The 12324-nt window shown below is 35.1% G+C and carries 26 protein-coding genes and 1 pseudogene; all 27 read right to left on the bottom strand.

Annotated features, from left to right (window positions below):
* The 27 genes and pseudogenes from AA076_RS04355 to AA076_RS04230 all read right to left on the bottom strand — a co-directional run bounded on the left by AA076_RS04355 (position 1) and on the right by AA076_RS04230 (position 12318).
* Positions 1–288, bottom strand: a complete 288-nt coding sequence (locus AA076_RS04355; RefSeq protein ID WP_001836234.1) for a hypothetical protein — start codon at positions 286–288, stop codon at positions 1–3.
* Positions 289–309: 21 nt separating this feature from the next.
* Positions 310–1284: a phage major capsid protein gene (locus AA076_RS04350; protein WP_001836233.1), complete on the bottom strand. Its 975-nt coding sequence runs from the start codon at positions 1282–1284 to the stop codon at positions 310–312.
* A gap of 13 nt (positions 1285–1297) precedes the next feature.
* Positions 1298–1918, bottom strand: coding sequence for a DUF4355 domain-containing protein (locus AA076_RS04345; RefSeq protein WP_000392146.1), 621 nt, complete (start codon positions 1916–1918; stop codon positions 1298–1300).
* Positions 1912–1999 (bottom strand): annotated as a pseudogene (locus AA076_RS16125) (hypothetical protein); the annotation flags it as partial. The pseudogene AA076_RS16125 and the gene AA076_RS04345, both read right to left, overlap by 7 nt.
* A gap of 27 nt (positions 2000–2026) precedes the next feature.
* On the bottom strand, positions 2027–2197 hold the full coding sequence (locus AA076_RS14650) for a hypothetical protein (protein WP_000072208.1): 171 nt from the start codon (positions 2195–2197) through the stop codon (positions 2027–2029).
* Between the two features lie 72 nt (positions 2198–2269).
* Positions 2270–3265 carry a minor capsid protein gene (locus tag AA076_RS04335; RefSeq protein ID WP_001133044.1) on the bottom strand — a complete coding sequence of 332 codons (996 nt, stop codon included), beginning with the start codon at positions 3263–3265 and terminating at the stop codon, positions 2270–2272.
* 6 nt (positions 3266–3271) lie between these two features.
* Positions 3272–4810, bottom strand: a complete 1539-nt coding sequence (locus tag AA076_RS04330; protein ID WP_000909970.1) for a phage portal protein — start codon at positions 4808–4810, stop codon at positions 3272–3274.
* 10 nt (positions 4811–4820) lie between these two features.
* On the bottom strand, positions 4821–6116 hold the full coding sequence (locus AA076_RS04325) for a PBSX family phage terminase large subunit (RefSeq protein ID WP_001836232.1): 1296 nt from the start codon (positions 6114–6116) through the stop codon (positions 4821–4823).
* A gap of 2 nt (positions 6117–6118) precedes the next feature.
* Positions 6119–6613, bottom strand: coding sequence for a terminase small subunit (locus tag AA076_RS04320; protein WP_001038244.1), 495 nt, complete (start codon positions 6611–6613; stop codon positions 6119–6121).
* A 187-nt stretch (positions 6614–6800) separates the two neighbouring features.
* Positions 6801–7223 (bottom strand): RinA family phage transcriptional activator, encoded by a 423-nt coding sequence (locus AA076_RS04315; RefSeq protein WP_000162701.1) that lies wholly within the window; start codon positions 7221–7223, stop codon positions 6801–6803.
* Positions 7224–7246: 23 nt separating this feature from the next.
* The gene (locus AA076_RS14645; protein WP_000990005.1) at positions 7247–7393 is read right to left on the bottom strand and encodes a hypothetical protein; all 147 of its coding nucleotides are present in this window, start codon (positions 7391–7393) and stop codon (positions 7247–7249) included.
* On the bottom strand, positions 7394–7567 hold the full coding sequence (gene rinB / locus AA076_RS04305; RefSeq protein ID WP_001657250.1) for a transcriptional activator RinB: 174 nt from the start codon (positions 7565–7567) through the stop codon (positions 7394–7396). It lies immediately after the preceding gene.
* On the bottom strand, positions 7560–7763 hold the full coding sequence (locus AA076_RS04300) for a hypothetical protein (protein WP_001072794.1): 204 nt from the start codon (positions 7761–7763) through the stop codon (positions 7560–7562). Before AA076_RS04300 ends, rinB begins: the two co-directional genes overlap by 8 nt.
* On the bottom strand, positions 7760–7954 hold the full coding sequence (locus tag AA076_RS04295) for a hypothetical protein (RefSeq protein ID WP_000132920.1): 195 nt from the start codon (positions 7952–7954) through the stop codon (positions 7760–7762). The genes AA076_RS04300 and AA076_RS04295 overlap by 4 nt, the downstream gene beginning before the upstream one ends.
* Positions 7951–8157 carry a DUF1381 domain-containing protein gene (locus AA076_RS04290; protein WP_000195785.1) on the bottom strand — a complete coding sequence of 69 codons (207 nt, stop codon included), beginning with the start codon at positions 8155–8157 and terminating at the stop codon, positions 7951–7953. The genes AA076_RS04295 and AA076_RS04290 overlap by 4 nt, the downstream gene beginning before the upstream one ends.
* A gap of 36 nt (positions 8158–8193) precedes the next feature.
* Positions 8194–8724: a dUTP diphosphatase gene (locus tag AA076_RS04285; protein ID WP_000185651.1), complete on the bottom strand. Its 531-nt coding sequence runs from the start codon at positions 8722–8724 to the stop codon at positions 8194–8196.
* Positions 8717–8899, bottom strand: coding sequence for a type II toxin-antitoxin system antitoxin HigA (gene higA / locus AA076_RS04280; protein ID WP_000028421.1), 183 nt, complete (start codon positions 8897–8899; stop codon positions 8717–8719). Before higA ends, AA076_RS04285 begins: the two co-directional genes overlap by 8 nt.
* Complete coding sequence (higB, locus tag AA076_RS04275; RefSeq protein ID WP_001836226.1) at positions 8889–9140, bottom strand: type II toxin-antitoxin system toxin HigB; 252 nt, start codon at positions 9138–9140, stop codon at positions 8889–8891. Before higB ends, higA begins: the two co-directional genes overlap by 11 nt.
* Positions 9133–9504, bottom strand: coding sequence for a hypothetical protein (locus AA076_RS04270; RefSeq protein ID WP_001557190.1), 372 nt, complete (start codon positions 9502–9504; stop codon positions 9133–9135). The genes higB and AA076_RS04270 overlap by 8 nt, the downstream gene beginning before the upstream one ends.
* Before the next feature lie 8 nt (positions 9505–9512).
* Positions 9513–9755, bottom strand: a complete 243-nt coding sequence (locus AA076_RS04265; protein ID WP_001562543.1) for an SAV1978 family virulence-associated passenger protein — start codon at positions 9753–9755, stop codon at positions 9513–9515.
* Positions 9756–9758: 3 nt separating this feature from the next.
* Complete coding sequence (locus AA076_RS04260) at positions 9759–10115, bottom strand: SA1788 family PVL leukocidin-associated protein (RefSeq protein ID WP_000029376.1); 357 nt, start codon at positions 10113–10115, stop codon at positions 9759–9761.
* Between the two features lie 127 nt (positions 10116–10242).
* Positions 10243–10548, bottom strand: a complete 306-nt coding sequence (locus tag AA076_RS04255; protein WP_000101252.1) for a hypothetical protein — start codon at positions 10546–10548, stop codon at positions 10243–10245.
* The gene (locus AA076_RS04250; protein ID WP_001187243.1) at positions 10549–10734 is read right to left on the bottom strand and encodes a DUF3113 family protein; all 186 of its coding nucleotides are present in this window, start codon (positions 10732–10734) and stop codon (positions 10549–10551) included.
* Positions 10735–10738: 4 nt separating this feature from the next.
* The gene (locus AA076_RS04245; RefSeq protein ID WP_001836225.1) at positions 10739–11143 is read right to left on the bottom strand and encodes a DUF1064 domain-containing protein; all 405 of its coding nucleotides are present in this window, start codon (positions 11141–11143) and stop codon (positions 10739–10741) included.
* Positions 11144–11152: 9 nt separating this feature from the next.
* Positions 11153–11374, bottom strand: coding sequence for a DUF3269 family protein (locus AA076_RS04240; protein WP_001123695.1), 222 nt, complete (start codon positions 11372–11374; stop codon positions 11153–11155).
* A 12-nt stretch (positions 11375–11386) separates the two neighbouring features.
* On the bottom strand, positions 11387–11545 hold the full coding sequence (locus tag AA076_RS14640; RefSeq protein ID WP_000256589.1) for a hypothetical protein: 159 nt from the start codon (positions 11543–11545) through the stop codon (positions 11387–11389).
* Positions 11539–12318, bottom strand: a complete 780-nt coding sequence (locus AA076_RS04230) for an ATP-binding protein (RefSeq protein WP_000803062.1) — start codon at positions 12316–12318, stop codon at positions 11539–11541. Before AA076_RS04230 ends, AA076_RS14640 begins: the two co-directional genes overlap by 7 nt.
* Between the last annotated feature and the right edge of the window lie 6 nt (positions 12319–12324).

Here is a 12324-nt window from a genome sequence, read left to right as displayed (position 1 = left end):
CTACTCTAGCGACTCAAAAGTGTTGATAATTTCAGCTTTTGTTTGTTTTTCATAAACTTGTAAGCCAGCAACACTTGCTATTTCGACAAGTTCTTTTTTGGTTAATTTGTCATTTACAATGTAAATCATTTGTTCGTTGCGTTTATTTTCAACACTAGCTAAAGCTTTGATACGTTCATCTGTAGGATCATAACCTTTGCGAGGGTAGACATGCCCTTTCATATAGACATGTCTGTTATCTTCTAAATCTGTAAAATCTACTTTAACAATTCCAATGATTTCGGGCATGTTACCACTCCTAATTATTTATTAAACTTCTCCTGGAACTGAATCTGTTCTTTTGTCAGCAGGAACTAACTTAGCAAACGCTTTATCATCAGCGATATGCAATGCTACATGCATAGTTGCACGTAATGCCACCATGTCTTGTTCAAACAAGTTTACAGGTGTGCCATCTTCGTTTTTAACTGTAGATAATTGTGCGGTTTCATCGATTTTGTATTCGATTAATTGAGGGATACCATAAATCAATTTGTCGAAGTCACCAGTGATTAATTCACCACGTTTTAAGTTACTTGATTTAAGATTAACCACAGGTAGACCGTCTAACGAATCGCTGTTACGGTCATAAATACGTTCTTTCGTTTCAGGATCTACAATTTTACGTAACAAGCTTCTGTTTTGTGTTTTTGAGATAAACGCATTTGCTTCTAATTCGTCATCTTCAAGTAATGCCTCTAAATCAATAATGTTATCTTGTGTGAAGTCACCTTTAATAACCTTATTAGTTTTTTCAATTGATTGCGCAATTGATTTACCGAATGGATTGTTACCTTGATTCAAAATACCTGCCTCGTCAAACTTTTTATAGAAAGCTTCAGCAATCATAGGTTTCATTTCTTCAAAGAACTGTGAATAAGTGTAATTCAAGAATTCTTTTGTTACAGGTAAGATAACCCCTAATTTAAACGCTCTCATTGTAGCATTAACCCAAGTAGCCTTAGACGTTTCGATTTTTTGACCTTCACCTACCCAGTAAGCACCTGGTTTATCAGCCCAAAAAGTAAACTTCTTCTCAGTACCTTCCATTGGTTCGTACTTACCTAATTGCATGATTTTTGAGTTTTCCATAACCTCTTGTAAGATAGGTGTTGTAAAGTCGTTTAACAACGTACCATCTTTCTTTTCGTGCATCATTACATTATCAGGGTTAAATACTTGCGATTTAACATTGTTCCTCGCAAAATGTTGCAAATTTAATTTTAATTTTTGTGTTTGTTCCATTTAAATGCCTCCGTTAATTTTTAATAATTCTTTTTTGTTTAGCAATTTCAGCCAAGTTTTGAGTTTTGTTTTTTGCCGTATGATTAAATGAATCCCCACCAGTCAATGGTGATTGTCTAGCGTTAACCTTAACCGCTTCATTAACCGCTTTTTTTACTGCATTAGAAAAAGCTTCAACATTCAATTTAGTTTGTTCAGCAGTATCTGTTACAACTAAATTAACAACCTCATCTGATGAATCAACTTCCGCTTCGCTTAACATTTTCCTTGCTTCTGAACGCATTTCATTTAATTGTTTTTCTGAGCGTAATTGCTCCAGCTCTTTTTCCATTTGCTCGCGTTCATATTCATCTTTTTGATCCTTGTTCATTTTCGCTAATTTAGCAGCTTCTTTAGCAGCTTCTTCTGCTTTTTCTCTTGCATACTCATCAGCTTTTTTCTTTTCGTGGGCTACACGACGTTCAAGTATTTCATCAACTTTCTTTTGTTGCTCTGGCGTGAAAGTTATTTCAGTACCTTCGTCATTTTCTTTCTTATCAGGATCTCTTTTTTTACCATCTCCACCTGGTTCATCCGGATCATCTGATTGGTCTGCAAAAAATTGCAAATTAAACTTAAGTTTATTTTCTTCCATGAGATATACCTCCATTCATAGTCTGTCGACTGTTTTTCCATGCGTGCTTTTTATGTCATCAGCACGTTTTGGACATAAAAAATAGCCAACACAATTAAGTGCTAGCTATTAAAAGAGTGGTTCGTTATATTTCGGTTTTTCTTTATTGGCTAATACTGCCGACCTTACGCTGTCTAAGTTTGCATCAATAATAACTGTTTCGTTTCGCTTTTGTAACTCTTTACGTATACCTTTTAACTCTCTTGCTATGTCTCTAAGGTATTTGTCAGTATTGCTCATACCAATATCCTCCAAACACTTAATTTACTATCATACAATGCTAACTTGCCTTTAAAAACTTTTACTTTTAAATCAATCATCGCTTTTCACTTTTCCTCCAAAGTATTTTGTTTGTCGTTTTTTGTTTGGTTTTTTCGGCCACATAGATTTAGGTAGTAATGCACAATCTGAACGACAATTGATATGCATAGGGTAGAAATTAACACCAATTTTAGCGTCTTTAACTTTGAATATTTCTCCATTAAGCCCCTTGCATACTTTAGTTGTTCTACTATCAATTTTTGCAATATACATATAATATCCTTCCGGTGAAATTTCTTTCATGCTGTCAATACTTGATTGTGCGTGAACACGTGCCGATTCCGTATAAAGCAATGATTTAATTGCTGCAGTCTTTTGTCTTGCTGTGCCTTCGAATTTGTTTAGGTGCTTGCGCATATCTTTAACATATTCATTTGGATGTCGACCTCTAATAACCACATTAGCAATTATTTCTTCTACTTCTTGTTTCATCGCTTCAGTATTAGTCCATAATCGCTCTGACCAAACGACACCATGAAATTGTGTATCAACGATTGTATCTATAACTTCTTTAGCTACTTGTACACCTTCACCTAAAATACCCGCTTGATCACTGAACACACGATAAGCTGTTGATTCGAAATATTCCCTCATCGATAATTCTGTTTGAGCTGTTGCATAAGCAATTAAGAATTCTATTTGAATCTTTAACATCTGTTCTCTAGATACATACATCTTAGTGTTATACTTCTTTAATTCTTCATTTGCTCTATCGCTAAAGTCCTTGTTTTCGACCAATCTTTTTGCTTCTTCTTGAAACGCTTTTACATCGAACTCATCAATAATCTTTTGTGCTTCTTGTAATGTAACGCCTGCAAAATCTCCGTACTTAACAATAAACGCATTGATTTCTTTTTCAATGCGCTTAATCATCATATTCAATATACGTTCTATTTCTTCAGCTTTAGTTTTATCACGCTTCAACTCATTCTCGATTGCTTTGCGTCCGCGTTCTTCCCAATATTCTTGAGTGTTTTTGTTAGGCAATTACAATCATTCCTTTTTATCAACAGTATCTTTTGTATCATCATCTTGTTCGTCATCATTGATGTCTCTAGGGTCTTTATAAATACCTTTTTGAGCTTTTTTAATAGATTCTTTCTCATCTTCTTCTATTTTCTTGACTTCCAATTCAGGGTCTTGGAAGAACGAGAATAGAGACATTAAAGTTGTTTGACTAATCTTCCCGCCAGAATCAATATAAGCTTTTAATTCTTCGATTAATGATTTAGGTAAGTTTCTGTTGTATACGTATCTAACAGTATTGAAATCTTTGTTAGCGTCAATCGACCGTGTATTTTTAAGTATTGTCTCTAACAACTTAGCACGACGTCTTAACCCTTTAGTGAACAATCCTTCTTTAGTTTTAGTACGTTGTTCTAATCCGAATAATTTGTATTTCATTGCCTCGCCCGATTGAGTGCCACTAAAGTTATCATCTTTCATGTTAGGCGTGTTGGTAAACATGTGTATATCACTGTTCAAACGGTCTTTATAAGCTTCGGTACCTTGTACATCGTATTGTTTATAAATATAACCGCCGTCAACTGAACCTTCTGTTTCGATACCTGTATCCCTATTCTCATAAACGGTTGGCTCTAAAAATAACACGTTAGCTTCCTTTTGTTTTCTAACTTCTACAGGATCTAAATTTAAATTACCTTTAATAAGTAACATAGCGTCATTTAAATCACTCATATAGTTAGCAGTATCTGATTCAGCATTATCATACAAATCAATTAAAGTGATTACTTTCTCATAATCCCCTTTTCTTCTTTCGTTGTTGCTAAATTCTGTAATAGGCATACGTTCGAAAGAGTGTGATTCAAAACCGTTTTCACGTGGTGTGAGCTTCAATCCATTTGTTCTACTGGTAAGATATCTATAAACACCGTGAGAAGTAAATAAATCAACTGTAAACACTTCATCTTCGTCAGTCTTGTCTATTGGTTTAGTTCTTAAATATCTAACTCCTGCGATACTATTACGTTCAATTGTATTGTCGTATATGACAAAAGTACTCATTGCATCACTCTTGTATAAACGCGTTTCATCATCTTGGTTTCTAATCATTAACTCATAAGCTTTGCCATAAATTGACAAATCTAATCCTAAAGATCTATTGTGTGACTCAACATCATTTAAATCATTGAACGCCTCAATAGCTTCTAATACATCTTTATCATCATCTTGACATTGAATCGGATTACCTAAGAAATAACCGTTAATAAAATCGCTAATATAAGATGCGTAATCATGCGCTACACGGTTATCTGCCATGTACTCTTCTTTGCGTCGTGTTAACTCAACCAGATTCTTAGTTTTACCTTCGTAATAATCACTTAACACTTTTAATCTAGGTCGTTGGTAATCCATGTGATGTTCAATGTATTTACTTACTTCATTAATGTTTTGTAATAAATCAGACTCTGTCCCGTCATATGTGTAAACAACATTAGCTTCATCGTTAAACAAGTAATTTCTGTTTTCTCGTAAATCAGTATCCGTTTCAAATTCGTTTGCCTTTAACATTTGTTCCCTCCTATAATCCTAGAGATTTAATTACTTTTGTTTTGCTTTCTATATTCTTTTTACGTTTTTTACGTACGATATGATATTTCTCAAGACTATAACGCAATGCATCGATAATATGGTTATTAGCATCTATAGGCTTGTTCAACCACTTACCATCATTATCTTGGTCAAATGTATAAGTGTTGAACTCTTCAATAGCGTGTTCACATGATGGGTGTATAATAACTTCAAAGCCTTGAATGAATTGAATGCCTGGTAAAATAGTATTAGCGCCTTTCAACGCTTTTCTTATACCTTTAATCCCTTTAGATTTCAATTCACTGATCACTCTATCTCCACCAGCCCCATAATCAGCTGCAATATCTACATCACCTAATCCTTTTTTAATAAGCATTTGTTTTATATCATCAGTTAACATCGCTTTTTTATAGTGTTCATCATAGATGAATAACTTTTTGTTTTTTAAATCTACAACCGTACTAACAACTGTTGTAGGGTCTTGACTAAATCCAAAATCCATTCCGTGAGTTATTTCTTGCGTTCTTTTAAACTCCTCAAACCAATCAAAGTCTTCCACTTTAAAATTATCGAATACAAGCCCCTCTGCAACACCCCAATCTCCATCACAAACGATTCTTGCACGTCTAGGATTCTTTATATACAAATCTTCATATCGTTCAATATCGACTTTATCTAGCCATTCATTAACTCTATAAGTTGTTGTATCTGAAAAAGTATTGTTTAATTTTGTTTCTTCATCAAAAAATGTAGGCTTCAACCAATGTCTTTCCGACCACGGGTTAAAAGTGACTGTGATTTGCTTGAAAAATTCCGGACTATCGTAGCTACCACGTATTGACTCAACAACAGTGCTAAACTTAGCGAATGTTTCTATTTGATAAGCCTCTTCAAACCAAGCCCAACACAAAATGCCTGTATCAACAGTAATCGATGTTATTTTCAATGGGTCGTCTAAACCTCTAAACAGTATTTTTTGTCCAGTAGGTTTATACGTTATTTCCGGCAAACTTTCGTTGAATTTAAATAAGTGATCAACGCCTAATTGGTTAGTTGCCCACTTTAAATCTGTATACGTTGATTGTTTGTTAGTGTTGCTAAATCTTCTGACTACAAGTATATTTGCCCAATCATATTTCATTATTCGATAAATGAGATTAATAGCGGTAGTTTTACTTTTCTTGCTACCCCTTGAACCTTTAACAACACGGTAAAAGTTTTTGTTGTGCCAAAACTTATTGTAGCCACCACCGATTTTATTTTTTAGATCAAGTATTTCATACATGACTAATCATCTTCCGGAATATTATCAACAAACATCGGTATTTTGTGGTCGACTTCTTGTTTGTCTGTAAATAATTTGTGATGTCTACCTAACATCTCTAAGGCTTTGTTTTGGTCACTTATTTTAGGTGACTTAGTAACAAGTTGTATGTGTTCATCGTATACTAATTGCATTTTGCCAGTATCCGGATTCTCTTTATAGTCTCCAGTTTTTGTTACGACAGCTTCAACTTCCGTGTGTTCTCCTCTAGCTGTTCTAGTTAGCCTATACAACACTTCTTTACCTGACATAATATTCTCGTCAAAGAGTTTTGTTTCAACCTCCTTGATATAATTCTGAATTTCAACATTCTTCAACATACGCTGTCCTTGTGAGTACGCCGTCTTTTCGCTATATCCGGCATGCACAGCTGACTTAGTAGCATTGCCATAACATTCAGTACCAGGTATTGTATATACTTCTGCAAACAAACGTTGCTTTTTAGTTAATTTGTTCATTTCATTTACCACCAACTCTCGCGCTATACGCTTTTTAAAATTAAAAAAAGGATTGGCTATAATCAGCCAACCCACATAGATCCTTTATTCCTAATTGCGATAAGGGAAACGCAGTAAGATAGTCAATATCCTACACTATCATAATATCTCGTTATAGGTGTCAAAAACTGTCATTTTACTGTCAAATTTAGTATTCTCCTAATTCTTCGGCTAGTTTAGACACTATTTTCTTCTTGATTCTATGCGCTGTACTTTCAGAGATGTGTATGTCATAACAAACCGCAATCAAAGTCTTTTTATTAAAATAATACTCTTGAATGAATTCGCGTTCTTTCCTACTTGATGTGTTGATTATACGTTCAATCGCACTCTTAAACTCAAGAATTTTACCTCTTCGTATACTACAAAGATAATTAGTTACTGCCATTTCTGTTTTTGATGTATTAGATGGTACAAACTCCCCGCCTATATTTGTATCTGTTGGAATCCACGGTGTCATTATTTCACTTCTTAAATCTTCAAGTTGTTTATGATAATTAGGATAATCGCACAACTCGTCTTCTAATTTCCGAACTGTTGATAATTTTAATCCGTATTTCTTTTTAGTCATGAATACCCTCCGTACAAATATGTTTAATCTTCAAAATGTCTCAATCTACTTCTTAATATCTCTATCTCCCGCTCTTTAACTTTCACATCGCCTTTTAACTGTTCAGCTTGCAACATCACACCAAACAATAAGATGACTAGTAATATAATTGCTATGACTAACCACATCATCTACTCTGACACCTCCGCCCTCATCAAATCAGACTGATCGCTCAACTTTGCGAAGTCACTCGGCATCTCTACATCATCATTAGCCGTCATCATAATATATACTTGCTCCGTTACATACTTACCTAGCTCATACATCGCTAGTAAGAATAATAGTCTTAATATTTGTTTAGTCATCGTCTGCCTCCTCAACATTAATCCCAACTATATAACCTTTGTTCAATACAAGTTCTCTGCCATAATCTTTTTCTATCGTTAAATAGTCATCATCATTTCTAAAATCATCCAAAACAAATACTATTTCGTTAAATAATTCATCTTCATGTAATATCAAACTACTACCGTCATGTAATAAAATTCTCAGCTGATTCATTTCCCACGCTCCTCAATAAGTGTGATTGATTCAATCGTATCTGTTTTAATATACGTTGGTTGCTTGATTATAGTACTTGCGTAAATATAACCATTAAAACTCGTCATTCTTTCAACATATTTTTCAAAAGGTTCAGCTGTTTTTACAAAATAAACTCCACCTGAAATAGTTTTAATTTTAACATCCGTCATTTCCGACACTCCCTTATATTTTCAAACAACTGACCTAATTTAATAATTGCATCTCTTTTAACTTGTGCCTCGTACTTTTCTTTCGCTTCTTCTTTACTCTCTGCCTCAACAACTGTAAACGTCTGATTATCTCTAGCAGTAGTAAAATGTTCATGTGGTTGTCCTGTTGAATCTTTGAATGTTGTGACTAAGTATTGTGTCACTTCCCCAAAACCTCCTTGACTCGATCTAAGATGTCTTTACACTCCGCTACTTCCGAAGCCTTTTGCTCCACGTTCTGAAACACTCTCGAATTCCTCCACTTGCTTTAGTTCCGGTGTCCATATAGGCACGATAACCAATTGAGCTAGTTTGTCGCCTTTGTTGATTTTATATATCTTTCTAGCGCCTTCTCCTTCGTTTATATAATTACCTTTTATATCTAAAGTATTTACTAGTTTGTCGTCTAAATCTTCGTATAATGATGTTATGCCGTCATGCTCCATATCATTCTTGATATTAATCCCTAAATTACCATGATATCCCGCGTCTATCTTTCCTGTTTCAATCACTAAATACGTTTTACTACTTACACCACTACGGCTAGTTAATAGCCCGACATAGCCCTCTGGTATACTTACAGCTACATCTGTTTTAATCACTGCCTTTTCTTGCGGCTCAAGTACGACGGTTTCGGCTGAGAATATGTCATAACCTGCATCTGTCTTATGATTTCGTTCGGGCATTCTAGCGTCTTTTGATAATAGTTTCACTTGTAATGTGTTAGTCATTTTCCTGTGCCTCCTTGATTAAATGAATTGGTTTAACAACAAAGTCTATAAGACTAATAATAGATCCGTCAGATAACTTGTAATGCGTGTCTCTAATATCGCCAACAAGTTGTACAATTTCTAAAGTTGAATTTGTTTCTGGATTAAAAACCTTGTCTCCTACACTAATGCTCATTTTCCTGTTCCTCCTCATATTTATAGACAACTTGACCCGTCATAATCCCTACTGCTTCATCAAGATAAATATCTTCTTTGAGTGCATCTTGCATAGCATTAGGTAAACCCTCAAGTATTTCATCAAACGCTTGTGCTTTCTTATACACGTCCTCAATCTCTTTTAGTAATCCCTCTGTGTCATTGCCGTTATACGCACTAGCACTTATAACGGACTGTTCTATTTGTTCACGGTTATTCATTAGTGTCATCCTCCATTTGTCCTAAAAATTCGTAGAACTCATTTGTTCCGTCTAATTTGTCCATTCGGTACAATATAGCACTTGCGTTGATTTTAGCTCCCATGTTTATAGCTACTGCCTTGTTCGCTCTACTCTCAATCTGTAGTTCGTTAAGTCTAAAACGGTAAAATTCGTATCTTCCAAGCAATTCATTTTTGACTGTGCGCCACATGTTCTCCAGCTCTTCGTTACGCTCTCTTAACTTAGCTATATCCACGATAAGCTCATCACGTTGCTTCTTGCACGCATCACGTTGTTTTCTCATCTTCTTCAACCTAGCTTCCATTACACCTAGTTGGAACCCTGTTTCATAGTTCACTTTCATAACCTCCTCTAAAATAAAGTTAGTTCCTTCTGTTCTTCGTATTCCAAACCATGTTGCTTTATATATATTTCGAGCTCTTCAGCAGTATCAAATGTCTTTTTAACACTTTGCCAACCTGGCACGATATGCCCATGAAAGTAATAAGTGCCGTTTACTACATGGATATGTGCCACTCGTTCGTTATCTTGATACAGATATCTCTTAGATCCAAAGAATTGATTTAGGTATTCTTTGCGTGCGTTATCTGTCATGATCTACTTCTTAACTTTCACGAATATGTCGTTTTCCATCAGGTAGCACGCATAACGTCCTCTTGGATGCACTTGTGGCACATTAAACAAATGTGGCTTCTTTCTTCTTAGCTCAGCCTCTTTACGTCGTTGCCTAGCCATTTCACGTTCTTTGCTCTCTCGCTCCATGATTTTGGATAACACAATTTCTTTATACTCAGCTAAGCGCATACCATAAGGTGCATGTAAGGCTTCTAACAACGCCCAGCCACCTCGTACTCTTTTTGCAACCATTCCTGGAGTTAAACCATTCTTTTTTATCAATTCATTTTCATGTTCGGTAAATTTATATGGTTTACCGTTAATCTTTACGATACTCATTTATTCCACCTCTGTATTTATCCTGTGTTAAAATTTTTAAAGCTCATGTTTTTTTCTCCGGATGTTATTTATCCTAAAAAGTATTAGTGTGTCTTTTTGGTCGTTTTTCGCCCTATATTCACGAGCACTAATGACCAAAAGCTCTTTTTGCTCTCTCAGATAATTCTTGTCGTCGCTCTTCAGACATTAATTTTCTAAAACCTATTGCGCTTTTAGGTAGTTTCGCCCTAACCAATACCGCAGTCCCAGATTCTAATCGTTCCAATACCTCTACATCATCGCCGTACAACTTTGTCATTCTAGTAATATGTGTCGGTACCGATGAGTAAGCAATCCATTCTTGATTTTCGTAATCATAGTTCAATGTCGTTTCTCGGTCTTCTCTTGAATAACCGTCGCTTACAGTTTTTGTTTCTTTGGTAATTCTTGCCATTTATTCCACCTCTATATTTACGTTTCTAATTTTTAAATTGTCATACTCTAGTATTTCGTTAGGATTGTTATATAAGTAATCTGCCAGCGCATCTTTTTCGTTATCCACATCACCAAAATGCTTATATTCAACTTCTGTAGGTATTCTTATATCAATCGTTGCGTTTATATATGCTTGTTGTTGCATTAGATCACTTCATTTCTCTTTTGCGTTCTCGTCTTGCTTTAATTAATTCCTCGTAAGTAATCCATGTTTTGCCTGTGTACTTAGGTGCTTTACATATCCACGTTAAATTCACATCTCTATACTGATATCTGAATATCTTCGCTTTGATGTTGGCAACTTCAGTCGCCTTACCTTTAACATCTAAAACTTCGACCAGTTTCCCTTCCTTCCACAAAGAGAAATCGGCTATATACGTAATCGGTCTTTGCTTCCCAAATTTAGGTTGTAGTTCGAATTTCGGTTGTATTTCGATACGATCATAGTTAGTGCCATTCATATTACTTTCTAAATATTGGTAATATTCACACTCTACTTTGCTATCAAATACAATTCCTTTGTACTCAACTTTCTTAGCGTTGTATTTACTCATCGTCCACCTCTAAATATCAAATATCGTTGCTTGTAAACCTAGCTCTTGCTCATATAGAAGTCCGTGAGCGCCTTTAAATCGTTTTAGGTCACTATCAGTCATAATTTTCTTTTCGTCGCTGAAATGGGCTCCTGTGAGCGAATAAACTTCATTCTCATTCTCTTTATACTTGATGACCTTAATATCTTCTGTGCCATCTTCTCGGTATAAGTAATATTTTTCTTTCGGCATTTTTAACACTCCTTAATATTCGACGATAGCGGGGCGTGTATGACGTTCTGCAAGTTTTTGGATAAATAGGTCATATAACTTATTTTCATCGCCCTGTGCCTCGTCTATGAGTTTCTGAGCGTACATATCTGAACACTCAAGTTTAATTTTCAAAAATTCTTTGGTTACCATGCGTCTCGCTCCCTGAAATCGTCTCCGATTACTCTTACTTTTCTTGCATTGTGTTTCATTCTTGAATTGATACGTTGCCAGTTCATATTTTGATTTAGTTCTTTATCACTAAAGTTAGTTGTAAAGATGTTGTTTTTACCTACTCTGTTATCAACAATGCTGAAAAGTTTATTTAAAGTGTGCTCTGTGTTTTCTACACCCATATCATCTAGTACAAGTAAATCAATATCACTTAGCAATCTGACTAGCTCGTCTGTAGTCTCTACTGCATTTTTGTTGTATGTCGCTTTGATACGATCCATCAACATTGGTATGTGCATAAAAGCAACCGTATGCCCTTTAGCTTTAACTGCTTTTGCGATAGCGTATGCTAGGTGGCTTTTACCAGTTCCGTATGAACCTTGCAATATTAATGATTTTGGCTCTTTTGTAGAGAAGCCTTGAACGTACTCTATTGCTGTTTGTTTAGCGTGTACTTGTTTTTCATTTTGTGGCTTGTAGTTTTTGACTGTTGCATCTCTTAAAGACGGATTAACGTTTGATTGATTGAATATGTTGTTTATCTTCCGTTGCTTGTTTCGCTTATATTCCTCATAGATTTCACATTTGCAACCGTCTTTATACTCGTAACCATTCGGGTGTTTTTTAGTAGGAGCAAACTTATATAAGTCGTATTCACTTCCACATCTCTCACATTTCAATCCTTTTTCGACATGAGTAGGTTGATATTTTTTCAAGCTTTCGTTTATCTTTTCGCTGAATAGTGGTTTCATAATATC

Origin of the sequence: Staphylococcus aureus (assembly GCF_001027105.1) — a bacterium.
GTDB classification, from domain to species: domain Bacteria; phylum Bacillota; class Bacilli; order Staphylococcales; family Staphylococcaceae; genus Staphylococcus; species Staphylococcus aureus.
This window is presented reverse-complemented; position numbering and strand designations above follow the sequence as displayed.

Coding starts and splice junctions, on each gene's coding strand:
- AA076_RS04355 (WP_001836234.1), bottom strand. CDS start 288: ATGCCCGAAATCATTGGAATTGTTAAAGTAGATTTTACAGATTTAGAA.
- AA076_RS04350 (WP_001836233.1), bottom strand. CDS start 1,284: ATGGAACAAACACAAAAATTAAAATTAAATTTGCAACATTTTGCGAGG.
- AA076_RS04345 (WP_000392146.1), bottom strand. CDS start 1,918: ATGGAAGAAAATAAACTTAAGTTTAATTTGCAATTTTTTGCAGACCAA.
- AA076_RS14650 (WP_000072208.1), bottom strand. CDS start 2,197: ATGAGCAATACTGACAAATACCTTAGAGACATAGCAAGAGAGTTAAAA.
- AA076_RS04330 (WP_000909970.1), bottom strand. CDS start 4,810: ATGTTAAAGGCAAACGAATTTGAAACGGATACTGATTTACGAGAAAAC.
- AA076_RS04325 (WP_001836232.1), bottom strand. CDS start 6,116: ATGTATGAAATACTTGATCTAAAAAATAAAATCGGTGGTGGCTACAAT.
- AA076_RS04320 (WP_001038244.1), bottom strand. CDS start 6,613: ATGAACAAATTAACTAAAAAGCAACGTTTGTTTGCAGAAGTATATACA.
- AA076_RS04315 (WP_000162701.1), bottom strand. CDS start 7,223: ATGACTAAAAAGAAATACGGATTAAAATTATCAACAGTTCGGAAATTA.
- AA076_RS14645 (WP_000990005.1), bottom strand. CDS start 7,393: ATGATGTGGTTAGTCATAGCAATTATATTACTAGTCATCTTATTGTTT.
- rinB (WP_001657250.1), bottom strand. CDS start 7,567: ATGACTAAACAAATATTAAGACTATTATTCTTACTAGCGATGTATGAG.
- AA076_RS04300 (WP_001072794.1), bottom strand. CDS start 7,763: ATGAATCAGCTGAGAATTTTATTACATGACGGTAGTAGTTTGATATTA.
- AA076_RS04295 (WP_000132920.1), bottom strand. CDS start 7,954: ATGACGGATGTTAAAATTAAAACTATTTCAGGTGGAGTTTATTTTGTA.
- AA076_RS04285 (WP_000185651.1), bottom strand. CDS start 8,724: ATGACTAACACATTACAAGTGAAACTATTATCAAAAGACGCTAGAATG.
- higA (WP_000028421.1), bottom strand. CDS start 8,899: ATGAGCATTAGTGTAGGAGACAAGGTTTTTAATCCAGAAACAAATTCA.
- higB (WP_001836226.1), bottom strand. CDS start 9,140: ATGAATAACCGTGAACAAATAGAACAGTCCGTTATAAGTGCTAGTGCG.
- AA076_RS04270 (WP_001557190.1), bottom strand. CDS start 9,504: ATGAAAGTGAACTATGAAACAGGGTTCCAACTAGGTGTAATGGAAGCT.
- AA076_RS04265 (WP_001562543.1), bottom strand. CDS start 9,755: ATGACAGATAACGCACGCAAAGAATACCTAAATCAATTCTTTGGATCT.
- AA076_RS04260 (WP_000029376.1), bottom strand. CDS start 10,115: ATGAGTATCGTAAAGATTAACGGTAAACCATATAAATTTACCGAACAT.
- AA076_RS04255 (WP_000101252.1), bottom strand. CDS start 10,548: ATGGCAAGAATTACCAAAGAAACAAAAACTGTAAGCGACGGTTATTCA.
- AA076_RS04250 (WP_001187243.1), bottom strand. CDS start 10,734: ATGCAACAACAAGCATATATAAACGCAACGATTGATATAAGAATACCT.
- AA076_RS04245 (WP_001836225.1), bottom strand. CDS start 11,143: ATGAGTAAATACAACGCTAAGAAAGTTGAGTACAAAGGAATTGTATTT.
- AA076_RS04240 (WP_001123695.1), bottom strand. CDS start 11,374: ATGCCGAAAGAAAAATATTACTTATACCGAGAAGATGGCACAGAAGAT.
- AA076_RS14640 (WP_000256589.1), bottom strand. CDS start 11,545: ATGGTAACCAAAGAATTTTTGAAAATTAAACTTGAGTGTTCAGATATG.
- AA076_RS04230 (WP_000803062.1), bottom strand. CDS start 12,318: ATGAAACCACTATTCAGCGAAAAGATAAACGAAAGCTTGAAAAAATAT.